This window comes from Acidobacteriota bacterium (genome assembly GCA_003225175.1).
Lineage (GTDB): Bacteria > Acidobacteriota > Terriglobia > Terriglobales > Acidobacteriaceae > Gp1-AA112.
Genome location: QIBA01000075.1, coordinates 1 through 23,548 on the forward strand (window position 1 = coordinate 1; position 23,548 = coordinate 23,548).

Below are 23,548 nucleotides of genomic sequence, written 5' to 3' on the forward strand. Positions count from 1 at the left end.
CTGAATGACTTCTTTGCCAGAAAGTCGGCCTGTCAACTATTTGGAATCCACTCCATTATGGGACATGAGAGCACAGGGCTAGCCCAGCTGCTCAGTCCTTCTCCGATACCCACTGAGATCGGCCCTTTGCAACATGACGAGATCGATATCGGTGAGGCCGAGCCGGTTCGGTGCCTGAAGAACGGCCTTTGGCTCGCCACCGAAGCCCGCATGCCGTACGCAGTGCTGATGGGGCCGTCGATTCAACACGGCTGTCCGGCTGGTGTGCTGGTCGAAATCGCCATACCCTCCGGTGAAGCAGGTTCGGAGTTTTCACAGGCGTTCTTTCGACAGGTTGAGATCGGAGTCAACGCCGGCCGAGCGTATCGCGGGCGCGTAATCTCGCTCGAACAAGAACAGCGCTTTGCAGGTTTTGGAGGGACGGTGAAAGTCCATCGTCTGCACAAAGTCACACAAGACCAAGTCATCCTTCCGCAAAAGACACTGGCTCTCCTCGAGCGAAACATTCACAAATTTGTCAGTGTTCGCGACCAGATAAAGGATCGCAACTTCTCCGCGAAGAAAGGGCTTCTGTTCTACGGACCGCCAGGCACCGGAAAGACGCACACCATTCACTATCTCGCGTCGGAGCTTCCGGGCCACACAACTTTGCTCGTCACCGCCGAGCAAGTGGCTTGCATCGGCGAATATTTTCGGTTGGCTCGGTTCTTGCAGCCCTCGATCATGATCATCGAAGATGTCGATCTCATTGCGCGTTCGCGCGACCACATTGGAACTCCGTTTCAGGAGGCGCTGCTGAACAAACTGCTCAACGAGATGGATGGGTTGAGGGAAGACGCGGAAGTCATCTTTATTCTGACAACGAACCGGCCAGACAATCTCGAGTCTGCATTGACCGCCCGACCAGGAAGAATCGACCAAGCTATCGAATTTCCGCTACCTGATGAAGATGGTCGCGCCAAGCTCATCCGCCTTTACTCCCGTGGGCTAGAGATCGATGGCGACGTGATTTCGTCCACCGTGAGCAAGACTAAGGGAACAAGCGCTGCTTTTATCAAGGAATTGATGAGGCGCTCAGCTCAGTTTCACTTCGAGAACGCAGACGATGGACGGCTTCGATCATCGTCGGTAGATTCGGCCCTGGAGGAAATGGTCTTCACAGGTGGAGCTCTCAATCTGAAGCTTCTCGGAGGAACCGGATCAGAGCTGGCCGGTATGCGCAGCTCATTCGTCGTTTCCAGCAATTAGGCTCATACGTTTTAGGCGGTCACGGCAAAAAGCCGGGGCAAACCGAAAGAAAACAGCCTGATCTGGAACTCTCGCGCAGCAGGATGACCTAGGCGGGCGCTCTGTCGGAGAAAAGCAGCAATAAGCAATTAGCGATAAGCAATAAGGGAAGGCAACAGCAGATCCCTCGCTTAGCTCGAGATAACAGTGCAAAAAGGGGAAGCAGCCAAAACCAATACAAAAGATCCTTCGACTCCGGCGTCCCCCGCGCTGACCCCATCGAGGGCAACACCAGCGCTCGACGGGGCCCCAAACGCGCGGGTCCCTCCTCCGCTCAGGATGGCGAGGGCAGCGATGAGCAATTAGCGATTAGGAAGAAGCGAAGGCAGGAATCAGCGATAAGCGATTAGCGGTTAGCAAGAGGGAAGGCAAACGCAGACCCTTCGCGTCGCTCAGGATCACAGGATAGCTGGGAACCGGCGCCCGCGAACGGCACAAAAAAAGGCGGCGCATTGCGCCGCCTTTAATCAGCAGGAATTTGTTTTCTTACCGAGGATTGGAGTTGCCCTGAGGGTTGGCTTGATTCTGATTCTTGTCCTTATCCTTATCTTTGTCGCCTTTCTTGTGTTTGTGGTGCTTGTTCTTTGCGTTTTGATCCGTGGTTGCCGGAGCGTTGGTCTGGTTAATGTCGCTTTGCGGCAGGCCGCTGGCGGTTGCGCCTTGCGTGCTGGTCACTGCGGCTGAGCTACCTTGCGGACACGGACACGTGTTGGCTCCTGCCGTGGTGGAGGTGCTGGCGTTGGCGACGCTTAGCTGGTTCACTACAGTGAGTCCGCTGCTGGCCGCAGTCGATTGCGCGATCTGTTCGGCGCGGCGTTTGGCTTCCTCATTTGGGACGCTTCCCGTCAACACCAGCTGATTGTTCTGGACGTTTACGCTTACGTTGGCGTTCTGTGAGATCGAGGTGTCCTGCTGGATGGCAGTTTGCACCTTGTTCTGCACGTCATTGTTGATATTCAGGTTCCCCGCGCCTGAGCCGGTGTCACCTGACTGGGTGATTGCTGTCCGGTGCTGCTCGGCGAAGACGATGCTGAAGGCATCTGACTTGGCGATTGCTGTTGACTGCTGCTGGGAGTCGTCGCCGACTGGTTCGAGGGCTGCTGCTGGGTTTGCTGCTGCGTGGTTGCAGTCGATGACGGCGTCTGGGACGGCGTCTGTTGACTCTGGTCTGGAGTGGTTGTCTGAGCGACGCCATAAGTGGCGCACGCCAGGACAACCGTGAGTACCTGGGATCTGAGTTTCATGTTTCGTCTCTCCTTATGTGGTCGGGAATTGGGCGAGCTGCCTGCGCTCCGCCCACTTCCGCCGAAGACGAAGGAGCAGTGCGGAAATCCCGCGACCTTATATGTAAGAAGGGCGTGAAACGGTGTATGTTGCCCCAATTCGGGAGCAGCCGTCGAGGGCGGGAATATGTCCCAGAGCAGGGCAGAGCTGAGGGGACCGGGGAGATCGGGTGAAGTAGCAGAACCCCCTGCGGTAGCGGGGGGTGAAGTTAAGCAGTAGCGGGGGGAAGTTAAGCAATAGTGGCGGGACGTCGTCGGGTGCAGCAAACAGCCAAGCCCATTCGACTCCGTCTCTAGCCTTCGGAGTCGAGGGCGTTGTTCACGATCTGCTGGGCTTCGCTCACGATTGCATTCAGATGCGACTCGCTCTTAAAACTCTCGGCGTAGATCTTGTAGATGTTTTCTGTGCCCGAGGGTCGGGCGGCGAACCATCCGCTTTGTGCCACAACTTTTAGCCCGCCGATGGGAGCCTGGTTGGCTGGAGCTTTGGTCAGCTTGGCAGTAATCGCCTGTTCATGTGTGGCCGGAGCGTCGATGCGGGTGTAATAGGGAGTGCCAAACTCACTTGTCAATTCCCGAAAGTGTTCCTCGGGATCCTTCTGCGTGCGGGCGGTGATCTCGGCGGAGAGCAAATTCAGGATGAGTCCATCTTTGTCGGTGGTCCAGACGGTTCCGTCGCGGCGAAGGAAGCTTGCGCCGGCGCTCTCTTCTCCTCCGAAGCAGTAGGAGCCATCGACGAGTCCCGAAACGAACCACTTGAAACCTACGGGCACTTCGCGCAGTTCGCGGCCAAGCTTTTTCACTACTTTGTCGATCATGCTGCTGCTTACCAGGGTTTTTCCCACAGCGACATCCGCGCGCCATTGCGAACGATGCGTGAGCAGGTATTGGATGGCAACTGCCAGGTAATGGTTCGGATTCATGAGCCCCGCGGACGGAGTGACGATTCCATGCCGGTCCGCGTCGGGATCGTTGGCAAATGCTACCTGGTACTTGTCTTTGAGGCCCACCAGTCTGGCCATCGCATAAGGACTGGAGCAATCCATACGAATCTTGCCGTCGTGATCGACAGTCATGAAAAACGGGCGCGAGGCTCCGCCCAGAGGATCGACCGCAAGCTTGAGGCGAGCGTCGCGAATGGCCTCCATATCGACAACGCTCTTGAGATCGCGAACGTAAGGCAGAACGAAATCTTCCTGATGTGTGCTCGCAGCTTTGATGGCTTTGTCAAACGCGACGCGCTTTACCTCGCGGTTTGCTGCACGCAACAATTCGTTGGCGCGATCCTGAATCCAGCGGGTTGCGTCGGTATCGGCGGGACCGCCGTTCGGCGGGTTGTACTTGAAGCCTCCGTCTTCCGGAGGATTGTGAGACGGGGTGATGAGAATGCCGTCGGCCAGATGTTCTTTACGATTTCGGTTGTAAACGAGAATGGCTCGCGAGACCACCGGAGTCGGAGTTACACCGTCAGCTTGCTGGATCACCGTCTCCACGTTGTTGGCAGCCAGCACTTCCAGCGCGGTGCGTTGCGCGATGCCTGACAATGCATGAGTGTCCTTCCCCATGTATACCGGACCGTCGGTCCCCTGCCCCTTCCGGTACTCGCAAATTGCCTGTGTGATGGCCAGAATGTGGGCCTCGGTGAATGTCCCATGGGAGGGCGTGCCGCGGTGTCCACTAGTGCCGAAGCTCACGAGTTGGCTAGGATCGCTGAGGTCAGGCTGGCGCTCGAAATACTGTTTTTCGAGCCGAGCTGGATCAATCAATATTTCGCGTGGAGCTGGTTTGCCGGCAAGAGGTGACACTGTCGCAGTCGGCGATGCGCTAACAGGCGGATGGGTTTCTATGGCGTGGGACATGGTTCACCTTCTAATATCCGATGCCAATTCGGCAATGGCGCGGTGCACCTGAAAATTCTTGCTGAACTGCCAGCTTCTGGCAATCGTGAACGGCGGAATCACGTGCTCGATGAGCCGGCTGTGGATGCAAGAAAATCCGTCGTCTTCGCGCGGATTGCTGACCCTAACGTGACACGGATAATTTGGCTGCCCCCCAGGGATTCGAACCCCGATATGCTGATCCAGAGTCAGCTGTCCTGCCGTTGAACGAGGGGGCAGTGTCTTAGAACTACGCGGCTGCCGGGGACGGGGTGGATCGCCCGTCCGGATGGAGGAACTCAACTGATTTTATGATGCGTCCGAGGGACGGTCAAATCTCTATTGCAAAGAGCGGCCATCGCTTGAATCACCATCCTGTTTCTTTACCCGGACTACCACAATTTTTGCGAATCCCTCCTTAAAAGAAGGTGGACGAAGCTTCTCGGCCATGCGCCGCATTACCTCTTCCTGCACCGCACGCTCGCGGCGACTGTTGCGCTCGAGGCAGACCTCGAGTGGGACGTCGAAAAACAGGGCCTGCACTTCGTAACCGAAGCTGCGTGCCATCTTGATCCACTGCCGACGTTCGTGGGGAGAAAGATTCGTAGCGTCCACATAATTCCAGGGCATCTTCGCGATCAGCCGCGCCCGGAGTAGTGACCGCAAGGTGGAGAACACCAGTCCCTGATACCGTTGTTCGGTGATGTCGTCAAAGAGGATAGTTCGTAGCAGATCGCTGGAAAGAGGGGTTACGCCACGGCGTTTGAACCAGGTTGTCTTGCCCGATCCCGGAAGTCCGATCGCGAGCACTACTACGCCGCGTGGCGCTCTTCGTTCCTGTGGTACTGCTGCCGGAGTCGGAGCCGGTGTTGCAGGTTGTCGGAGAATCTCATCGGAGGAGGCAGGAGGAGTTGAAGGTGATTCGGGCTGCGTAACGATCTGCATCCGATCGTCCGCATAGGAGCGCGATTCCCGCGCAAAAGCAGGTTTACTCTCGATATTTACAGCCGGTTCTGGGTAATACGAAGGTTGCAGCGGAGCCGGTTGACCAGGCGCTACTTTCGGCTTTTCCTGGCCCACTTTGCCCGTGGATTCGGACTCGTTCTTTGTCTTCTTGCCTCTACGGCGCATTCGCTCGCGCACCCAATTGCGCATTCACGGCTTGTAACACAATTTGGTGCGACGAGCAAACAGGCACAGCTTTGAACACAGAGGGCATGGAGTACGGGGAGTCTCTTTTGTCATTCCGAACCTCCGCACAGTTTGCGGCCGTGAGAATTCCGTCGCACTGCTAGGCTGTTAACTAGCGCGATGCTTCGAAATGATAACCAGAACAGTTTTGCGCCATCGGGCTTTGTGATTTACGATTTTTGTTTCATCTGTACAGGCGATCACAATAGGAGCACTAGGAGCTGATCGCGACTTTTCATTCCAGAATCATTTGTGTTCGCGAACTCTTTCAGACAGCGAACACTTGGAGAGCTAATGGCAATTAGAGTCGGTATCAACGGTTTTGGACGTATCGGGCGCAACGTAGTCCGCACCGCTCTCAAGAGTCCAACCATTGAATTCGTAGCGGTCAACGATCTCACAGACGCAAAGACGCTGGCACATTTGCTCAAATATGACTCCGTCTTGGGCAATCTCGAGGAGAATGTAAGTGCAAGTGACGGCTGCATCAGCGTAGGCAATAAGAAGATGAAGGTTTTTGCAGAAAAGGATCCCGCCAATCTGAATTGGGAGTCGGTCGGAGCGCAGATCGTCGTCGAATCGACCGGAAGATTTACGGAAGCCGAAGCCGCGCGAAAACATCTGCGTGGAAGCGTGAAGAAGGTGATTATCTCAGCGCCAGCGAAGAATGAAGACATCACCATTGTATTGGGCGTAAACGAAGGCAAGTACGATCCGGTAAAGCATCACATCGTGTCCAACGCCTCCTGCACTACAAACTGCCTGGCACCGGTGGCGAAGATTGTTCACGACAAATTCACAATTCAGAGTGGCACGATGACGACGATCCACTCTTACACCAACGATCAAGTCATCCTGGACTTCCCGCACAAGGACCTGCGCCGAGCTCGCGCCGCCGGACTATCGATGATTCCGACCTCCACCGGCGCGGCCAAGGCGCTGCATCTTGTAATTCCGGAGCTGAAGGGCAAGCTCGATGGCTTTGCCATGCGCGTGCCTACTCCCAACGTTTCGGTAGTCGATCTGGTGGTGTTCACGGAAAAGAAGACAAGCGCTGAAGAGGTGAACGCCGCCATGAAGGAAGCCGCGGGGGGATCGCTGAAAGGAATCCTCGGAGTTGAGGACGGAGAGCTCGTTTCGATAGATTTCCGCGGCGACTCCCGCTCTTCGATCGTCGATTCACCCATGACCCGAGTAGTAATGGGCAATTGCGTGAAAGTTATTTCCTGGTACGACAATGAATGGGGGTACTCCTGCCGTGTCCGCGACCTCATTGAGTTCATGGCCAAGAAGGGACTCTAGCCCGGAGCCGCTTATGCACAAGCTCTCGATCAGAGATCTACCGCTGAGAGACAAGCGAGTCTTTGTACGTGTTGACTTCAATGTGCCGCTCTCGGAAGAGGGTCGCGTCACTGACGACACTCGTATCCGAGAGACTCTTCCCACTTTGGAATATGCGATCCGCAATCGTGCGAAGCTGATCCTGGCATCGCATCTGGGACGTCCAAAGGGGAAACCGAACGCCAGGATGAGTCTTAAACCCGTAGCTGAGCGCTTGCGCATGCTGCTCGACAACATTTTGGAGAGCAGCTGCAACGTCGGCTTCTCTCCCGACTGCGTGGGAATCGAAGCGGAGGAACTTTCCACCCGCCTCGAGAGCGGGCAAACTTTGCTGCTCGAGAACCTGCGCTTCCATCCGGAAGAAGAAGCCAATGACGAGAGCTTCGCCCGGGCGCTTGCGAAGCTTGCAGATTTTTACGTCAATGACGCGTTTGGCGCGGCACACCGTGCGCATGCGTCGACCGCAGGCATCACGAAGTTCATTAATAAATCCGCCGCCGGTTTCCTCATGCAGAGGGAATTGGAGTATCTCGGACAAGCGTTACACGATCCCAAACGCCCGTTCATCGCGATCATCGGCGGCGCCAAAGTTTCCGACAAGATCGGCGTGATCAAGAATCTAATGGGAAAGGTAGACGCGCTTCTCATCGGTGGAGCTATGGCCTACACATTCCAGAAAGCTCAGGGGCGTGAAGTGGGCAAATCGTTGGTCGAACACGATAAGCTCAACCTGGCAAACGAACTGCTGCACGAAGCGAATGAGCGCGGCGTCACGCTTCTGCTTCCAGTAGATGATGTCGTCGCGATGAAGATCGAGAACGATATACCGACCAAAACGATTGACGGCGATCAGCCGATTCCCGAGGGCTACATGGGATTAGATATTGGTCCCAAAACGGTCAAGCTGTACGCAGAGCAGATTGCCGATGCGGGTACGATTGTGTGGAACGGACCGATGGGCGTTTTCGAAACTTCATCCTTCGCGACCGGCACAAGGAAGATTGCTCAAGCGATCGCCGGTAACGAAGACGCCACTTCGATTGTCGGAGGCGGAGACTCGGTGGCTGCAGTGCATCAAGCAGGCGTTGCCGACAAGATCTCGCATATATCCACCGGCGGCGGAGCCTCCTTGGAGTTTCTCGAAGGCAAGAAGCTGCCAGGAGTCGAGGCGCTGAACAACAAGAGCTAATGCTTGATGATTCGGGAATCGAGTTGAGCGGGCAGGTTCGCGGAGAGAGATTCACTCAGTAATTGGGCTGGCAGCACTTCGCTAAGCGCCCACTCAATGCGGTTTACGGCTTGTCCGACGGCAGCTACCGCTTGATCATCGGATTGCTTGCCTGAGTAGAGCGCAATCACCTGAAGCGCGTTGCGAATGTGATGGTTCATTTCGGAGATGGCGTGCAAGCGCTCACGAATGAACTGGCGCCGCTCCTGTTCGAGACGTTTGGCTTGCCAGAAGAATGCCCCCGCTACGATCCCGGTGAGCGCGTTCGAAATCGCCATGAGGTCGTAGCGCGGTACGCCTTCGCGGATCAGCAGTCGATCAAACAGGAGACCAACAGCGGAAACAACGGACGCAACCACGATAACGCTGGCCCATGACTTGAAGTGAAAATCTTCCTCCGACCGTCTGCCCATCCCCAAATCCTGATATCGAGGAGAATTGACCTGCATTTCGATTTTAGCTCATGCGAAAAAAACTGATTGCAGCTAACTGGAAGATGTACAAAGCTCCTGACGATGCACGAGCTTTTGTGCGAGAGTTCAAGCCATTGATCGCCGGCCATGATCGCGATGATGTCGCTCTCTTCCCTCCTTTTATTAGTATTCCGCCCACGTTGGAGGCTGTCGCCGGTACACAGATAGAAGTTGGCGCTCAGAATATGCACTGGGAGAAGCAGGGCGCATTCACCGGCGAAGTTTCTGCAGACATGCTGAAATGCATAGGCTGCAAGCAGGTCCTTATCGGCCACTCGGAACGCAGACAGTACTTTGGCGAGACGGACGTCGGAGTCAATCGGAAGCTACGCGGTGCCCTTGCTGACGGGCTGAAGGCCATTGTCTGCGTTGGGGAACTTTTCGAAGAGCGCGAATCCGGGCTAACAGAGAGCATCCTGCGCCGCCAAGTCGGCGCTGCGTTGCGCGAGATCTCCGGCGCGGATGTCGACAAGTTCTGCATAGCTTATGAGCCAGTTTGGGCAATCGGAACAGGCAAGACGGCCACGCCAGAAATCGCTGCGAACGCTCACAACTTCATTCGAGGCGAAGCTGCAAAGGCCATCGGGAGCGAAGTTGCCCGGCAATTGCGAATTATCTACGGCGGGAGCGTTAAGCCTGAGAACGCCCACGCTCTGATGTCGCAGGAGGAGATCGACGGGGCTCTGGTCGGCGCAGCCAGCCTCGATCCTAAGTCCTTTGCTGCCATCGTGAAGTGGTAGTGGCTTCGACACTGCGTCCCGGATTGGGGCTTCCAAAGCTCTGCTATACTGCTTTATAGCCTCGCGTCACCAGCGTGCGGAAGTGGTGAAATTGGCAGACACACCATCTTGAGGGGGTGGCGCCGAAAGGCATGGGGGTTCAAGTCCCCCCTTCCGCACCATAAGATTTGTCCCACCTTGCAGGGATCCTCGCTGTAGGAATCAATCAGCAACTTAAGGATCGGCAAGTCACGGACACATAGAAGGTAACCGTCACGAAATGCTTTATGTCATCGTAGCCATCCACGTCCTAGTTTGCGCGTTTATTGTTATTGTCGTACTGCTCCAGAGCGGAAAGAGCGCCGATGTCGCTGCGGCCTTTGGCGGAATGGGTTCGCAGACAGCTTTTGGGCCTCGGTCCGCGGCCAACGTTCTCACGAAGGCGACCACGTGGTCTGCCGTGATCTTCATGGTCACTTCCATCACGCTTTCCGTGATGATGAGCCGCAGGACCAGCAACTCTGTAATGCAGGGATACAAACCTGCAACGCAGAACACTGCTCCGGCGCAGCCGGGAGCTCCAGCTAAGGGATCGAATACTGAACCCCAGCCGGTAACGAGATAATCCCACTCCAGATGGATCGTCAGATCGTATTGAAAGCCTCCCGCGGGAGGCTTTCAGCTTTGAGGAGCGCAGGTGATTCACGAAATCTTCCCTGTCGGAATGCTCGGATGTAATTGTTCGGTCATCGGAGACGAGGGCACACGGCAGGCATTGGTCATCGACCCGGGTGACGAAGTTGACCGGGTGCTCGAGGTGCTGAAACGACATCAGCTCAACCTCAAGCAGATCATTGTGACGCACGCGCACATCGATCATGTGGGGGGTGCGATGAAGCTGAAGCGCGCAACGAACGCGCCCATTCTGCTGAACAAAAATGATTACGCGCTGCTAAAGATGCTGGACGTACAGGCGGCCTGGATCGGCACTCCATCTCCTGGTGCAGTCGAAATCGATCAAAGCTTGGAAGATCAAGACACGCTTTACTGCGGCACAATCCAAGCGGTGGCGATGCACACTCCCGGACACACCGAAGGAAGCACCTGCCTCTACTTCCCCGCTGAGCATAAGCTCATCGCGGGAGATACGCTTTTCGCAGGAAGTATCGGACGCACTGACTTGCCGGGCGGCTCATTCAACAAGATCATTGCATCGTTGCACGACCGAGTGCTCGCACTGCCCGACGAGACGGTTGTAGTCCCTGGCCATGGCTCGTTGACTACGATCGGAGAAGAACGGCAGAGCAATCCGTTCCTCACGAAACGCTAGCCCGACCTAGCGGCTGCGTTTTGCGGCCTTTGCTCCTTCTTTTCCCAAAGCGGTTCGAGTAGATTTGGGCAGATGTGAGATCGTTCGTTTTCGTCTTGCTGCACTGGCAGCCTTCTTGATATTCCGTCTCGCTGCGGCTCTTTGTTTGCTGCTAGCCATGTTCTCTCCAATCAATGGCGCTTAAAATACTGCACGGCGCGTTCGTGAGCTTCGGCTTTTTGCTTCGAGGAAAACGTACCCAGGTTGCGCCGTTTACCGGTTTTGGAATTCTTCTTTCGAGAGTACAGCCGATACTCTCCAGATTTTAGTTTGCGAATCATGCTCGGTGAGATGCAGGGTTTTGCCTACGTGGCTCCGGCCGCCCTGTGCCGGAATTTAACTTTTAGTATGCTGCTGCTTTCTGTGCGCCTGAAGCAGTGCCCGGCGAGGGCAGCGGAACCACGTAGGCAAAAAGATCTTGTTTCTGAATTTACGCGGCAATCTCCAGCGTTGCCCTGATTCCTTTTTGAAACTGATCTTCCGGAGTGATCAGACTCACAACAAGATAACCTTCATGCGGAAAGTCGTAAAAGTGTCCGGGGTGCACGACGACCCCTGCACGGCTTATCAGTTCAATCGCAACATCCTCATCTGACTTCTTGGCCGGAATCCGTACGATGGCATACCAACCACCTTCAACTTTCAGCCTCTGAATACTTTGAGCTGTTCTGAGATGTTGATCCAGAAATTTTAGATTGGCACGCACTCGCTGTACCAACTGGGGTTGAAGTTGGTCTTTCTGTTTCAGCAGTTCCTGCGCCGCATGCTGAATCGGCGCGTTCACAGAAAGATAAGTATCGGAGATCAATTGTAGTCGTGCGTGAGCTTCCGCTCGTACGTGCTCAGGGCCATTCAGCACAATCCATGCCAACTTCATCTGCGGCAGACAGGAAATCTTTGACAATCCGCTCAACGCAAAAGAAAGGCACTCAGTAGAAAAGGCTGCGCTCACGTCGGCAGCGCCCTCGACTTCATAATCGAGAAAGACCTCGTCCGAGATGAGAGCTAGATCCCACTGGCGACAAAAAGAAGTCAGCTGGTCGAGTTCGCTGCCCTGCACGAACGAGCCCGTCGGATTGTTAGGATTCACAACGAGCACTGCACGTGTGCGCCCTGTGACCAGTCTCTGCAATCCTCCGAAGTCAACGTGCCACCCGTGGTCATAGAAAAGTTCATACGCACGCAAATGGATGTCCTGTATGTCTGCGAGATAGTCGAACAGGGGATAACTCGGGCGAGGCACGAGAACCTCGTCTCCGGGATCGCAGAGCAATCGAAAGAGGTATGAATATGCCTCGCTTGTGCTCGTCGTCAGAAAGATCTGCTCTGGTAGCCCGGGCGCTGCGTTGCCGCGAACTTTGCTTGCGTTGTAATACTCCGCGACAGCTTTACGCGCCAGGAGCAGCCCTTGCGCGTCGGGATCATAGTTGAGCGACCCAGCGTGGGAGAGCGCCGTTAGGATCCTTTCCGAATCGAACTTGAAGTTGCAACGTGTAGGATTCGAGACCGTCAGGTCGAGGAGCTCAGCTCCACTTGCGCGAGCGCTCCGCAAAGTTTCTGCGAACCGATTTTCTACAAGATTCCACTCCGTTCTGCGCGCGAACATGAGCGTTCACTGTAACAAATCGCTCATCCATCCTGCGCCCGGCTGGAGTGCGATGAGCAACACTCTTCTTCAATGGCAACCTCTCCTTGCTTTGCGGAATTCTCACTAGAGTTATCGCGATCCTGAGGCTCCCATGCTGAAAGCTTTCCTCTCCAATTGGCCTTTGCTGCAACAGATCAAAACCGGCGCAGATGGCACTGGTCCCGAAGCGATGAGTGATAGAACGCGCAACCTGAAGCCAAAGTTCGATGGTGCGCAGGTGGCGCGTTCGGTTTGCCCTTATTGCGGCGTTGGCTGCGGACAGCTCGCGTTTCATAAAAATGGCAAGCTGATCAGTATCGAGGGAGATCCTGAGTCTCCTATCTCTCGCGGGCATCTGTGTCCCAAAGGCGCTGATAGTTTCGAACTGGTCACCCATCCCGGACGAGAGCTAAAGGTGAAGTATCGCCGCCCCTTCTCGCGAGAGTGGGAGAGTCTTGACCTCGAACAAGCCATGAATATGGTCGCCGATCGGTTATGGAAGTCACGCGAAGATACTTTTTTGGAGAAGAAAGATGATCGCGCGGTGATGCACACGAAGGCGATTGGTCATCTCGGCGGCGCCACCCTGGACATCGAAGAAAATTACTTAATCAAGAAACTGTTCACCGCCGGTTTGGGCATGGTCTGCCTGAGCAATCAGGCGCGTATATGACACAGCTCCACGGTGCCCAGTTTGGGTACCTCGTTCGGACGCGGCGGTGCGACCACCGCACAACAGGACCTGGCAAATTCCGATGCCATTCTCATTATGGGATCGTCGATGGCGGAGAATCATCCCGTCGGCTTCCAATGGGTGATTGAGGCACGCAAGCGTGGTGCGACCATCATCCACGTCGATCCTCGCTTCACTCGCACTTCTGCGATGTCGGATATCTGGGTTCCGATGCGTTCCGGCAGCGACATCGTCTTTCTTGGTGGACTGATTCATTACGTACTCGAACACGGAAAAGAGTTCCGCGAGTACGTGAAGCACTACACGAACGCAGCTACGATTCTTCGCGACGACATGAAGCTTCCGGACGACCTCGATGGCGTTTTCTCCGGCTGGGATGAAGAAAAGAAAAAATATTCGCCTGAGACCTGGCTCTACAAAGGGACGCCAGAAAAGCCAGATGCCGTCCATCCGGGACACGCTCAAGCCGGCGGAGGTCACGGAAAAGATCGGGGGGGCGAGGCAGGCGACGTTCACAAGCACGATTCCGATCCCATGCTCCAGCATCCGCTCTGTGTCTTTAATGTGCTTAAGCGGCACTTCACGCGTTACACACCAGAGATGGTTGAAAGTGTCTGCGGTGTTCCCAAACAACAGTTCCTCAAAGTGGCCGAGATTTTCTCGAATGCTTCCGGACCAGAAAAGACGGGTGCGATTTGCTATGCCGTTGGATGGACTCAGCACTCGACCGGGGTACAGATCATCCGCGCCGCCTGCATACTTCAACTCTTATTGGGAAACATTGGACGGCCGGGAGGGGGAATTCTTGCTCTCCGCGGACACGCGAGCATTCAGGGATCCACCGATATTCCTACGTTGTACGACACTCTACCCGGCTACCTGCCAATGCCATTTTGGGACAGCGACGCGGATACGCTCCGACAATACATCAAGCGCCATCGCAGCAACGCAGGATGGTGGAGCAACTTCGACAAATACATCGTCAGTCTCCTGAAAGCCTGGTATGGCGACGAAGCAAAAAAGGAAAATGCCTTTGGCTTTGACTGGCTGCCGCGGGTAACTGGGGATCACTCAGAGCTCGGCTACTGGATGGACATGATGGATGGCAAGATGGAAGGACTGTTCGTCATGGGGCAGAATCCGGCTGTTGGTGCAGCAAACGCAGGCTTGCAGCGTAAGGCCTTGAGCAAACTCAAATGGCTGGTTGTTCGTGAGTTCGTCGAAACAGAAACCGCTTCGTTCTGGTACGACTCGCCTGAAGTGGAGCGCGGAGAACTCAGGCCGGAAGACATCGGGACCGAAATCTTCTTCTTCCCTGCTGCCTCGCATGTGGAGAAGGAGGGAAGCTTCACCAATACGCAACGCCTGATTCAGTTCCATCAAAAAGCAATCGAACCGCCGGGCGATTGCCGCAGTGAGACCTGGTTCATGTATCACCTGGGACGGCGAATGAAGGCGAAAGCCAAAGCCGAGCCTCTCCCGCGCAATGTTGGATTGAATGCGCTCACGTGGGACTATCCTACGCAGGGTGCGCACGCTGAGCCGGTGATTGACGCAGTCGTGTCCGAAATCAACGGATATAAGACCGCAAACCGCGAGCTTATTCGCGAGTACACCGAGCTGCAAGCGGATGGCAGCACAGCCAGTGGCTGCTGGATTTATTCAGGCATTCATCCGCAACCGGGAGTCAACCGCGCAAATTCACGCAAACCGACAGATTATCTTGGTCATGGCTGGGGCTACTCATGGCCGTCTGATCGCCGCATTCTTTATAACCGTGCTTCGGCGCGTCCTGACGGAAGGCCGTGGAGCGAGCGGAAGAAGCTAGTGTGGTGGGATGAGAACAAGCGCGAATGGACCGGCCACGACGTTCCCGACTTTAGAAAGGACACTCCTCCCAACCATCGCCCATCTCAACAGGCTGAAGGGATGGAAGCCATTGCAGGAGATCAGCCCTTCATCATGCATCCTGATGGTGTGGGGTGGCTGTGGGTTTCCAGCGGCCTGAAGGATGGTCCGCTGCCGACCCATTATGAACCGCTGGAACCAGTCGTTCCCAATGCGCTTTATCCGAAGCGGCCGTTCAACCCGACTGCGGACAAGATGGAGCGTACGGAAAACCCATACGCCTTCCCATGCGACGAGCGCTTCCCCCATGTGCTCACAACATACCGGCTGACAGAGCATCATACTGCCGGTGGAATGAGCCGGACGTTATCACACCTTGCAGAATTGCAGCCCGAGTTTTTCTGTGAAATCTCGCCGGAAATGGCCGAAGAGTTCGGCATTGAGCACGGCGGCTATGCGACGATCATCAGTCCGCGCGGAATCATCGAGGCTCGCGCGATGGTCACGCCCCGCGTGCGTCCATTCACTGTACAAGGAAAACGAGTGTATGAAGTCGGTGTTCCTTATCATTGGGGCTCGCGCGGAATTGCTACCGGAGACTCCGCAAATGAGCTGCTCGCCATGAACGAAGAGCCCAACGTGCGCATCATGGAAACAAAAGCTTTGACGTGCTTCATACGCCCGGGACGCCGGGCGCGAGGCAAGGCGGCGCTCGATGAATTGCACGCAAGAATGAGGGAGACAGCATGAGCGGCGTCACTGCATTTCTCACCGACTCCACGCTCTGCATCGGCTGCAAAGCATGCGAGGTTGCGTGCAAAGAGTGGAATGATCTCGGGGACGACGGCCTGAATTGGAGTGGCTTCTCCTACGACAACACCGGCGCCCTGGGGCATTCAACGTGGCGCCATGTGAAATTTGTCGAGCATCCTCCCGAAATAGGCCATGGTGGCAATAGCCCCGAGCATGCGTCGTGGACTTTTTCTTCGGACGTTTGCAAACACTGCGAAAATGCGGGATGCCTCGAGGCTTGTCCAACGGGTTCGATTGTACGAACTGAATTTGGCAGTGTGTACGTACAGCCGGACATTTGCAATGGATGCTCGTACTGCGTAGTAGCCTGCCCATTCGGTGTAATTCAGCGCAATAAAGAAGATGGTCGAGCGTTTAAGTGTACGTTCTGCTACGACCGACAGAAGGTGGGACTGATTCCAGCCTGCGCTCATGCTTGTCCGACGGAGTCCATCAAATTCGGAACCTTGGATGAATTACGCGTTGAAGCAAAGCGTCGCATTGAAGATCTCCACTCGATGGGGATGGCCGATGCCGCACTCTACGATCCGGTCGACACCAGCATAGGAGGACTCCACGCGTTCTTCATCACTCGAGGCGACCCACGCCAATACAATTTGCCACCCCAGCCTGAGATTCCGACGATTTATGCAAAGCAAGGTTGGAAATCGGCCGCGGTCGGCGCCGGCATGCTGGCTTTCGGAACGCTTCTGGCTTTCCTCGGCGGAGGCAGGCGATGAAGGGACCCACACTTTCTCAGCGCAAACAAACCAGCGATCCCGAAATTGATTTCTTGCGCCGCGAGCGCCGTCTTGAGGCGATCCGCTCGCAAGCTCTCCAGAGCGGACAAATTCAGGACATCGGAATCAGTCCCGCAGGCTCTCCGATTCCGATGGCAAGTCCCACCGCCGGTTACTACGCCATTCCGATGCTAAAAGAGCCTCAGTGGAGCTGGGAGATCCCGGTTTACTTCTTCGTCGGTGGCGCGGCCGGGGCAGCCGCCGTAGTTGCGCAGTTTGCGCAGATGACGGGAGTCAAAGCTGAAATCGTCCGTGATGGGCGCACGATCGCTGCTGTCGGATCGGTGCTCACTCCTGCACTGCTGATCTCTGACCTCGGCGTTCGTTCCCGCTTCCTCAACATGCTGCGCGTTTTCAAGGTGCAGAGTCCAATGTCTGTGGGTGTTTACATCGTAAGCGCGTTCGCTACGGCAACGGTGCTGGCCAAAGTCGCGAACTCTTTACGACAACATCGCCCAGGGGCAATCTTGAAGATTTTCGAGAGCACCTCAGGACTGTTCTCTGCACTGTTAGGTCTTGGGATGGCCACTTACACCGGCGTACTGATAGGAGCTACAGCAATCCCAGTGTGGAACGAGAATATCGACTCGTTGCCCATTCACTTCGCCCTCTCCGGCCTTGGCGCTGGTGTTTCAACACTTCAAATGATAGGCCATGAGGATAGCCGCTCTTTGAACATGCTGGGAATTGCGGCCTCTCTGGGAGAAACGATAGAAGGCGTGAGACTCGAGACTGCACTCAAACCTGCAAACGAGCCTTTGAAGAAGGGTATGAGTGGCGTGATCACCCGTCTGGGTGGCATGCTATCTGGTCCTTTACCGCTCGCGCTGCGCGTGGCCGCGACACTTGCCGGAGAGCGGCGCTCTCGACAGCTCGTACGGGCAGCATCAGCAGCGACAATCGCTGGATCTTTCCTCACCCGCCTCGGCTGGATTCGAGCAGGGCATGCATCAGCTAAAGATTATCGTCTGCCGCTGCAGATTGACTCCGAGCAGCACCGTCGGTTGGCAATTGAATCAGTAAAGATTGACTCAGTACGAGCGTGATCCCGAGAACTTGCCAAACACTTAACCCCTCACTTACAAACATTGCCGCGAGCACGCTCGCAAAGACCGGTTCGAGGCAACTGGTCACAATAGCACTGGTCGGATCAAGTAGCCGAAGACCGCCTAGATATAGCGCGAAGGGAATCAGCATCGAAACCATCGCGAATCCGAAAAGAAACAACCACTCCCGGCTTGAGTAGTGCTGTGCAATGGCCTTCCATGGCGGATTAACAATTAGCCAGAAGAGGCTTGCCGCAAGTAATGTGTAGAAGAGCACAAGCCACCGCGAAGATCGCGCGAGCAGATCAGCCCCGATCAGGTTGTAGAACGAATACGAAAACGCCGCCCCCAATGCAGCCAGAATCCCGATTGTGCCACTTCGGAACTGAGCTTGAGGGCCAGCGAGAGCCACAAGTCCACATCCCAGAAAGTCAAGGATTACGGCGATGCTTCGCAACCAGGTAGCTCGATCGCGCCCCGCGGCAAGGCCGTATGCGTATACCCAAACTGGAGCGGTGTATTGAACCGTGATGGCAGTAGCGACCGTACTGTTTGCGATCGCGTAATAGTAGAAGAAGTTGGCGCCGCAAATTCCCAGTACTCCCATGGCGCCGCACATGAGCAATGTGCGCCGGCTTGCCTTCAGCACACCAGGACCGCGTGCGATGAGCAGTACCGGAAGTAGCACTAACAAAGCGAAGGTCGATCGCGTTTGCGAGAGGATGAGCGGCTCGATGTGAGCCCCGCGTAGCCATCCAGTCCCGTTGAAGACGGCTTTACCGAGCGCTGCCGAAGCTCCGTAGCAGAATGCTGCGGCAGTGATGAGCAAGTACCCTTCTAACTTGGCGGCGTCAAGATTGAAGCATTTTTTCCAGCCGCTGCGGATCGAAGCCAATCATCACCTGGTCGCCAACGACGATTGTAGGAGTAGAGCGGCTCTGATACTTCTCGACTAGTTCCCTGACGGCCGAAAAATTAGTGGAGACGTCGCGGACTTCAAAGTCGATTCCTCTCTCCGAGAGGAAGGCCTCAGCAACACGGCACGGCGGTCAGCCGGGCTGACTGAATACTACGACTTTAGGCTTCTGCATATCTTTATTCGATTCTTCCTTGGCCGTCGGTGCTCACGAAAATCGCAAACGTCAACAACCGAGCTGCAGATTATCATCGCCGATTATCGGTCTGCGGCTCGGTATGGATCAGTACCTTAAAGAGTTCCGGTGCTGCCTGTTTGAAGCGAATTTCGAGAGCTGTCGAAATATCGTGAACCTGGGAAAGTGAAAGATCGTCCGGCAACGTTGTGTGACAGGAAAGATAAAGCCGATCACGTACGCGCTTCAGGACCACTTCATGCAGATCGATAATCTCAGGAAATTCAGCGACAATCCGACGGAGTCTGTGTTCGAGTGCCGTGTTGCGAAACGTTGGATCGCCGGGTTCGATGGTCGCGGAGTCACTCTCAATATGCGTCAGTATGGAATCGATCTCAGGCACCTCGTCGCGCATCTCGGCTTCGAGCACTGTGACAAAGTCGTGAGCATTTTTGAGTGACAGCCGCTCATCGAGCTCGAGGTGCTGTTCCACGTGCAGCTTTCCATTCAAGTCCTGAACGTTCACATCATGCACGCTCAGGTTGTGCCGCCCAGCAACCGCGCGGATTCGGTCGAAGATGCTTTCTGCTCCTGTCGCGCGGGGAAAAGCACGAATCGTGACATCGGCATCCGGAAGCACGCGATGCACGGCATCGGTCACAGAGCTTGACATGTGCTCTGAGTGTTGCAGCGTTGCGTTGCGATTCAGCGCAACCTGTACTTCAGCGAAATAGCGATTGCCTGCTCGCCGGACGCGAACACGGTCTACATCCAGAATGCCCGGAACGCTCTCTACTTCGCGCACAATCTGGCCTCGAACGCCTATCGGAGCTGCGTCCAGTAACGCATCAATGGTTTGCCGTGCAAGACGTGAACTGACGTAGATGATCACGCCGGCAACCGCCAGAGCCGCAATGGGATCGGCGACTCGCAACCATGGAATTCCCAGTGATCGGCCCAGCCATACGAGCGCAAGACCGACTACGACAACGCCACTGGACCAGATGTCGGTGGTGAAGTGCAGCGCATCGGCCTCAAGCGCCTGGCTGTCGTATCGAAGTGCCGTTTTGCCAAGCGCCCGGGAACGCCAGTAATCAACGCCCATCGATAGGAACAGCACAGCGAAGGCCGCAACCGAGGGCTCTACCACGGTGTGGTGATGGAAAAAGAGACGGCGGATCGCTTCCGTAACAATCCACACGCATGTGATCAGCAGCAGTCCCGTTTCAATGAAGGCAGAAAAATTCTCCACTTTGCCGTGCCCGTATTGATGATCAGCATCCGCGGGTTTATCGGATACTCCGACAGAAAAGAAAGTGATGACTGCCGCAATGAGATCAAGCGCAGAATGCGCTGCTTCCGAGATAAGTCCTAGGCTTCCGGTCGCGAAGCCCACGATGATCTTCAGCGCGGTCATGGCGATGGCCGCGAGCACGGAGTTTCGCGCCACGGAGCGCTTCTCCAGGCGCATACTTTCCGGGGAAGAAATGTAGGAAGCGGCCATCAGATCGGTATCATCATCTTAAACCCGGCTTAGCAAGTAGAACCTGAACATTCTCTTTCCATGTGCTAGCATCGAATGCTTCCCCCTTTTGAATCTCTGGAGGCATTTTGATTCGTTCCACGTTCCTAATCTCGTTTCTACAGATCTCAATCTGTGCTATTGCAATAGCTCAAGCTGCGCCGAATTCCGCGAAATCGGTTGCTCCAAGTGCTGGCCCGATTCAAAGTGCTCCACCTGCGGCGGCTCAAATTAAATCCAATGTTCCGGCCAATGCATCAGTGATCACCATTAACGGGGTCTGCGACGTTGCGCTCAATGGATTACCCAAAGCGGCTCCCCGGCCTCCAGCTGCTGCGAAAGACAATGCCGGCGCGACATCGTCCGGTTCCCCTTCCGACTGCAAGACGCAGATTACTCGGGCAGAGTTTGAGAAGGTTATGAAAATCGCACCGCCTGGCAGTAATCCACGCCGAATCGCAACGATTTACGCGCAGCTCGTGACTGCCGCTAATGAGGGCGTGAAGCTCGGAGCTGACAGAGATCCGGATTTCAGTGAACAATTGGCGTTCATGCGTTTGCAGTTGCTGGCGCAAAATGCTCAGCGCAAGATCCAAGCCGAAGCGTCGAACGTAAGCGATGCCGATGTTAAGGCTTATTACGACAAGAATTCCGCAGCCTTTGAGGAGGTCACTCTCACTCGCATATTCATACCTCGCAATCCCACTGAAGCGTCGTCGAGCCAGCCCTCCGCCCCAGAATCGAAGACTGTCGCGCAGCCCGCTCCAGACCCAAAGGCCATCGCCGACAATGCTCGTCAACAACTTGCGAGTGGAGGAGACCCAGAAAAGATTCAAAAGACTGTCTACGAACAACTGAAAAGCACAACCCAACCTCCCGCCACCAAATTCGGAGCCAGGCGTCGCGGTGCTTTGCCTCCTGCGCAGGAGCAAAAAGTTTTCTCTCTAAAAGCAGGAGAAATCTCTGACGCGATCGGCGATACCGCCGGATATGTCATCTATAAGGTCGATGCAAAACAGCAACTGTCGCTGGATCAAGTGAAGGATCAAATAAAGCAGCGCCTTGCGCAGCAACGTATGGCCGACGCTCAGCAGAAAATCATGGAAGCCAGCAAGGCCGATTACAACGATTCGTATTTCGGAGCTGAAGCCTCTGCGCCGCGGCCCGCCGCTCCCTCTCTCAAACCGAAAGCCGATTCGGCGCCTAATGCTTCGCCCGCGACTGGAGCAAATCCATCGCAGACTCAATCCGCCAATCCGAAAAAATAATGGCTTCGACGAAGCCCTCATTGCTGGTAACAGGTATCTCCGGAAATCTCGGAAAGATTCTGTTGCCGCTGCTTGAGGGCTTCAATGTGATTGGGCTCGATGCTCGCCCTCCAGTTGATTCCGCCATCCCGATCCAATTTGAAAACGTGGATCTCGGACAAGAATCCTCCTGCCAGCGCATGGCGGAGATACTTCGCGAAAGCAAGGTGGTCGGCGTTGTACATCTGGCCTTCATTCTAGATCCAGTTCGCATGGGTGTGCTCGATCGCGATCGGATGTGGAGAATTAACGTCGCCGGCACTGCCCGTGTTGTGGAAGCGATTGCTGAAGCGAACCGCATGGGCGGACACGTTGCCAAGTTCATACATCTCAGCAGTGTGGCTGTTTATGGCTCGAATCTCAAACGGCCCGCGCGGGAAAATGATCCTTTGAACGCGCACACGCTTGCCTATGCAATTCACAAAAGGGACGCCGACCTCGCAGTACAGGCGCGAGCTCGCGACTTAGGCGGCTGCGAAGTATACATCCTTCGGCCACATATCTTTGCCGGAGCCAACGTGCAGAATTACATGATCAATTGCGTCCGAGGCACGGCCTACGGGACTGGCCGACTCGCGAAAATGCTGATACGCCGTGGAGAGCGCCTCCCGATGCTTCTTCCGTCAGGAAAGGCTTATCTTCGACACCAGCTGCAATTTATACACGTGGATGATGTGGCTCGAGTGATCGAATGGTCGTTGCGGCGCCCGAAATCACGAGAGCCGCTCACTGTTCTGAACGTGGCCGGCGACGGTGAACCGCTCAGCGTGGAACAATGTTCGAAGCTGACCGGTACGAATTTGAAGCGATTGCCAACCGAGATCCTCTGTCGCATGGTAATAAACATCATGTGGAGTTGGGGCGTTACTTCAATCCCCCCGGATGCTTTCCCTTATCTGATCGGCTCCTACACCATGGATACTTCCAGATTGCACGCATTAACCGGCAACGAGTATCACCAGATCGTGCGCTATTCGAGCGAAGCTGCGCTTACGGACAGTCTGTCCCCAGCCCCTGCGGAAATTTCCCAAGCCGAAACTGTTTCCTAACGAGAGATTCTTAAGCGGCGTTCTCCTGGTAGCAAGGATCGATCAAGGGTTGCGCTTCCTGAGTGACAGCCTGGTCCTGGCGCACTTTTTCGCCACTAGTTTGCAATGACACGTCAGCTCGGCGAGCGATGAGTAATCCAATCGGAGTCACACTGTGGAAGCAGACGAGCCATAAGAGAATTCCGGCGCTCACGGCGAGCTCTCGCGGCAGCTGAAGGATGTTCACCATGGCAACGATCGTGGCCAGTTGTGCCCCACCACCAACGGTGGCGACAAGTTCTCCGACGCCGTGCCATACCACCTCTACGACACACAAATGCGACCCGAAGATAGCGTGACAGACATCTATGAACCCACGCTCGCCATCGCGCACCAATTTGGGAAAGAAATTTGGGACACCGAAGTCGGATGGGGACCGTTTGGAAGCTTCCCCACACAGCAAGACGAAGCCGCCTTTACCGCGCGCACGATGATTCTGCAGGCCGCCGAGGGCATTAACGTAATCGTGTGGTTCGCGTGGGACGATCGCGGCCCATGGGTTCATATCTCGTTCGTGGGTCCAGATTTCCAGACACCCACTCCCGCAGCGATTGCTTTCAATCAAGTACAGGCATGGCTAGCCAACTCGAGCATCTCCTGTTCGAATACTCCGGACGGAACGTGGCAGTGCCCCGTGGTTGCACCGAGCGGAGCGCCAAAGTACATAGTGTGGAACGTACACGGAACCACAAAGTTCGCGGTGCCTGCGACCTGGCAATGAAAAACGTGACCGATGTTGCGGGAAAGACGCAAGCCATTCCGGCATCGTCGATTTCCATCAGCACTTCACCGGTTCTGCTCTCTCCTTAAGAAGGCTCCAGAGCACCGCCTGTTATAATCCAATTCTGCTCGCAACTCTTCTTTCCACATGTGGTGGGTGTAGCTCAACTGGCAGAGCACCGGACTGTGGCTCCGGACGTTGTGGGTTCGATTCCCATCACCCACCCCAAGTTCTGCTTCACGCA

General features: G+C 55.4%; 23 protein-coding genes and 3 tRNA genes. 15 read left to right on the forward strand and 11 right to left on the reverse strand.

All coding sequences use genetic code 11. The annotated features are described in order from the left end of the window. A partial coding sequence (locus DMG62_21480; GenBank protein ID PYY20853.1) for a cell division protein FtsH occupies positions 1 to 1,248 on the forward strand: 1,248 nt, incomplete at its 5' end. Positions 1,249 to 1,773: 525 nt separating this feature from the next. Here DMG62_21480 and DMG62_21485 read toward each other — a convergent pair. From DMG62_21485 to DMG62_21500, 4 genes are all read right to left on the reverse strand, one after another. Further along, entirely contained in the window at positions 1,774 to 2,520 is a 747-nt protein-coding gene (locus DMG62_21485; protein ID PYY20854.1) for a hypothetical protein, read from the reverse strand. 343 nt (positions 2,521 to 2,863) lie between these two features. Then, positions 2,864 to 4,429, reverse strand: a complete 1,566-nt coding sequence (locus DMG62_21490; GenBank protein PYY20855.1) for a phosphoglucomutase, alpha-D-glucose phosphate-specific — start codon at positions 4,427 to 4,429, stop codon at positions 2,864 to 2,866. A 183-nt stretch (positions 4,430 to 4,612) separates the two neighbouring features. Beyond that, positions 4,613 to 4,686 (reverse strand) — tRNA-Gln (locus DMG62_21495). Positions 4,687 to 4,786: 100 nt separating this feature from the next. Then, complete coding sequence (locus DMG62_21500; GenBank protein ID PYY20874.1) at positions 4,787 to 5,578, reverse strand: polynucleotide kinase; 792 nt, start codon at positions 5,576 to 5,578, stop codon at positions 4,787 to 4,789. Between the two features lie 354 nt (positions 5,579 to 5,932). Between DMG62_21500 and gap the strand changes: the two genes are divergently transcribed. Both gap and pgk read left to right on the forward strand, forming a co-directional pair. Continuing rightward, positions 5,933 to 6,940, forward strand: coding sequence for a type I glyceraldehyde-3-phosphate dehydrogenase (gene gap, locus DMG62_21505; protein ID PYY20856.1), 1,008 nt, complete (start codon positions 5,933 to 5,935; stop codon positions 6,938 to 6,940). A 13-nt stretch (positions 6,941 to 6,953) separates the two neighbouring features. After that, positions 6,954 to 8,168, forward strand: a complete 1,215-nt coding sequence (gene pgk, locus DMG62_21510) for a phosphoglycerate kinase (protein ID PYY20857.1) — start codon at positions 6,954 to 6,956, stop codon at positions 8,166 to 8,168. Here pgk and DMG62_21515 read toward each other — a convergent pair. Then, positions 8,165 to 8,656, reverse strand: a complete 492-nt coding sequence (locus tag DMG62_21515) for a hypothetical protein (GenBank protein ID PYY20858.1) — start codon at positions 8,654 to 8,656, stop codon at positions 8,165 to 8,167. The two genes, pgk and DMG62_21515, sit on opposite strands and share 4 nt — an antisense overlap. Before the next feature lie 14 nt (positions 8,657 to 8,670). On the opposite strand from DMG62_21515, the gene DMG62_21520 reads away from it, so the two are divergent. The 4 genes from DMG62_21520 to DMG62_21535 all read left to right on the forward strand — a co-directional run bounded on the left by DMG62_21520 (position 8,671) and on the right by DMG62_21535 (position 10,729). Beyond that, positions 8,671 to 9,420: a triose-phosphate isomerase gene (locus DMG62_21520; protein PYY20859.1), complete on the forward strand. Its 750-nt coding sequence runs from the start codon at positions 8,671 to 8,673 to the stop codon at positions 9,418 to 9,420. 76 nt (positions 9,421 to 9,496) lie between these two features. After that, positions 9,497 to 9,581: transfer RNA gene (locus tag DMG62_21525), tRNA-Leu, on the forward strand. Between the two features lie 98 nt (positions 9,582 to 9,679). Further along, on the forward strand, positions 9,680 to 10,024 hold the full coding sequence (locus DMG62_21530; protein PYY20860.1) for a preprotein translocase subunit SecG: 345 nt from the start codon (positions 9,680 to 9,682) through the stop codon (positions 10,022 to 10,024). A 72-nt stretch (positions 10,025 to 10,096) separates the two neighbouring features. Beyond that, positions 10,097 to 10,729 (forward strand): MBL fold metallo-hydrolase, encoded by a 633-nt coding sequence (locus tag DMG62_21535; GenBank protein ID PYY20861.1) that lies wholly within the window; start codon positions 10,097 to 10,099, stop codon positions 10,727 to 10,729. A gap of 170 nt (positions 10,730 to 10,899) precedes the next feature. Here DMG62_21535 and DMG62_21540 read toward each other — a convergent pair whose 3' ends face one another. Beyond that, entirely contained in the window at positions 10,900 to 11,049 is a 150-nt protein-coding gene (locus tag DMG62_21540) for a hypothetical protein (protein ID PYY20862.1), read from the reverse strand. 149 nt (positions 11,050 to 11,198) lie between these two features. Next, positions 11,199 to 12,374, reverse strand: a complete 1,176-nt coding sequence (locus DMG62_21545; protein ID PYY20863.1) for a pyridoxal phosphate-dependent aminotransferase — start codon at positions 12,372 to 12,374, stop codon at positions 11,199 to 11,201. A gap of 133 nt (positions 12,375 to 12,507) precedes the next feature. On the opposite strand from DMG62_21545, the gene DMG62_21550 reads away from it, so the two are divergent. From DMG62_21550 to DMG62_21565, 4 genes are read left to right on the forward strand one after another with little or no spacing between them, the layout of a single operon-like run. Then, complete coding sequence (locus DMG62_21550) at positions 12,508 to 13,068, forward strand: dehydrogenase (protein ID PYY20864.1); 561 nt, start codon at positions 12,508 to 12,510, stop codon at positions 13,066 to 13,068. Between the two features lie 12 nt (positions 13,069 to 13,080). Next, a complete protein-coding gene (locus DMG62_21555; GenBank protein PYY20865.1) occupies positions 13,081 to 15,687 on the forward strand; it encodes a formate dehydrogenase in 2,607 nt (868 codons plus the stop codon). Then, positions 15,684 to 16,469 (forward strand): 4Fe-4S ferredoxin, encoded by a 786-nt coding sequence (locus DMG62_21560; protein ID PYY20866.1) that lies wholly within the window; start codon positions 15,684 to 15,686, stop codon positions 16,467 to 16,469. Before DMG62_21555 ends, DMG62_21560 begins: the two co-directional genes overlap by 4 nt. Next, positions 16,466 to 17,575, forward strand: a complete 1,110-nt coding sequence (locus tag DMG62_21565; protein PYY20867.1) for a hypothetical protein — start codon at positions 16,466 to 16,468, stop codon at positions 17,573 to 17,575. The genes DMG62_21560 and DMG62_21565 overlap by 4 nt, the downstream gene beginning before the upstream one ends. Here the strand turns inward: DMG62_21565 and DMG62_21570 are convergent. The 3 genes from DMG62_21570 to DMG62_21580 all read right to left on the reverse strand — a co-directional run bounded on the left by DMG62_21570 (position 17,484) and on the right by DMG62_21580 (position 20,170). Continuing rightward, positions 17,484 to 18,470: a hypothetical protein gene (locus tag DMG62_21570; protein ID PYY20868.1), complete on the reverse strand. Its 987-nt coding sequence runs from the start codon at positions 18,468 to 18,470 to the stop codon at positions 17,484 to 17,486. The two genes, DMG62_21565 and DMG62_21570, sit on opposite strands and share 92 nt — an antisense overlap. Continuing rightward, positions 18,427 to 18,582 carry a hypothetical protein gene (locus tag DMG62_21575; GenBank protein ID PYY20875.1) on the reverse strand — a complete coding sequence of 52 codons (156 nt, stop codon included), beginning with the start codon at positions 18,580 to 18,582 and terminating at the stop codon, positions 18,427 to 18,429. The genes DMG62_21570 and DMG62_21575 overlap by 44 nt, the downstream gene beginning before the upstream one ends. 157 nt (positions 18,583 to 18,739) lie before the next feature. Next, a complete protein-coding gene (locus DMG62_21580; GenBank protein PYY20869.1) occupies positions 18,740 to 20,170 on the reverse strand; it encodes a cation transporter in 1,431 nt (476 codons plus the stop codon). Positions 20,171 to 20,277: 107 nt separating this feature from the next. Here DMG62_21580 and DMG62_21585 point away from each other — a divergent pair, with 107 nt between their 5' ends. Together DMG62_21585 and DMG62_21590 are read left to right on the forward strand one after the other, a co-directional pair. Continuing rightward, positions 20,278 to 21,456: a hypothetical protein gene (locus DMG62_21585; protein ID PYY20870.1), complete on the forward strand. Its 1,179-nt coding sequence runs from the start codon at positions 20,278 to 20,280 to the stop codon at positions 21,454 to 21,456. Then, positions 21,456 to 22,544 carry a hypothetical protein gene (locus tag DMG62_21590; GenBank protein PYY20871.1) on the forward strand — a complete coding sequence of 363 codons (1,089 nt, stop codon included), beginning with the start codon at positions 21,456 to 21,458 and terminating at the stop codon, positions 22,542 to 22,544. Before DMG62_21585 ends, DMG62_21590 begins: the two co-directional genes overlap by 1 nt. 10 nt (positions 22,545 to 22,554) lie before the next feature. Here DMG62_21590 and DMG62_21595 read toward each other — a convergent pair whose 3' ends face one another. Further along, positions 22,555 to 22,845: a hypothetical protein gene (locus tag DMG62_21595; GenBank protein PYY20872.1), complete on the reverse strand. Its 291-nt coding sequence runs from the start codon at positions 22,843 to 22,845 to the stop codon at positions 22,555 to 22,557. 15 nt (positions 22,846 to 22,860) lie between these two features. On the opposite strand from DMG62_21595, the gene DMG62_21600 reads away from it, so the two are divergent. Together DMG62_21600 and DMG62_21605 are read left to right on the forward strand one after the other, a co-directional pair. Next, positions 22,861 to 23,304: a hypothetical protein gene (locus tag DMG62_21600; protein PYY20873.1), complete on the forward strand. Its 444-nt coding sequence runs from the start codon at positions 22,861 to 22,863 to the stop codon at positions 23,302 to 23,304. Positions 23,305 to 23,456: 152 nt separating this feature from the next. Then, positions 23,457 to 23,532, forward strand: a tRNA-His gene (locus DMG62_21605). The last annotated feature ends 16 nt before the right edge of the window (positions 23,533 to 23,548 follow it).

Excerpts from the sequence above, each read along its gene's own strand:
- DMG62_21550 (PYY20864.1), top strand. The coding sequence starts at position 12,508 with ATGCTGAAAGCTTTCCTCTCCAATTGGCCTTTGCTGCAACAGATCAAA.
- DMG62_21530 (PYY20860.1), top strand. The coding sequence starts at position 9,680 with ATGCTTTATGTCATCGTAGCCATCCACGTCCTAGTTTGCGCGTTTATT.
- DMG62_21580 (PYY20869.1), bottom strand. The coding sequence starts at position 20,170 with ATGGCCGCTTCCTACATTTCTTCCCCGGAAAGTATGCGCCTGGAGAAG.
- DMG62_21545 (PYY20863.1), bottom strand. The coding sequence starts at position 12,374 with ATGTTCGCGCGCAGAACGGAGTGGAATCTTGTAGAAAATCGGTTCGCA.
- DMG62_21590 (PYY20871.1), top strand. The coding sequence starts at position 21,456 with ATGGCTTCGACGAAGCCCTCATTGCTGGTAACAGGTATCTCCGGAAAT.
- DMG62_21565 (PYY20867.1), top strand. The coding sequence starts at position 16,466 with ATGAAGGGACCCACACTTTCTCAGCGCAAACAAACCAGCGATCCCGAA.
- DMG62_21520 (PYY20859.1), top strand. The coding sequence starts at position 8,671 with ATGCGAAAAAAACTGATTGCAGCTAACTGGAAGATGTACAAAGCTCCT.
- DMG62_21515 (PYY20858.1), bottom strand. The coding sequence starts at position 8,656 with ATGCAGGTCAATTCTCCTCGATATCAGGATTTGGGGATGGGCAGACGG.
- DMG62_21560 (PYY20866.1), top strand. The coding sequence starts at position 15,684 with ATGAGCGGCGTCACTGCATTTCTCACCGACTCCACGCTCTGCATCGGC.
- DMG62_21540 (PYY20862.1), bottom strand. The coding sequence starts at position 11,049 with ATGATTCGCAAACTAAAATCTGGAGAGTATCGGCTGTACTCTCGAAAG.
- DMG62_21500 (PYY20874.1), bottom strand. The coding sequence starts at position 5,578 with ATGCGCCGTAGAGGCAAGAAGACAAAGAACGAGTCCGAATCCACGGGC.
- pgk (PYY20857.1), top strand. The coding sequence starts at position 6,954 with ATGCACAAGCTCTCGATCAGAGATCTACCGCTGAGAGACAAGCGAGTC.
- DMG62_21600 (PYY20873.1), top strand. The coding sequence starts at position 22,861 with ATGCGACCCGAAGATAGCGTGACAGACATCTATGAACCCACGCTCGCC.
- DMG62_21490 (PYY20855.1), bottom strand. The coding sequence starts at position 4,429 with ATGTCCCACGCCATAGAAACCCATCCGCCTGTTAGCGCATCGCCGACT.
- gap (PYY20856.1), top strand. The coding sequence starts at position 5,933 with ATGGCAATTAGAGTCGGTATCAACGGTTTTGGACGTATCGGGCGCAAC.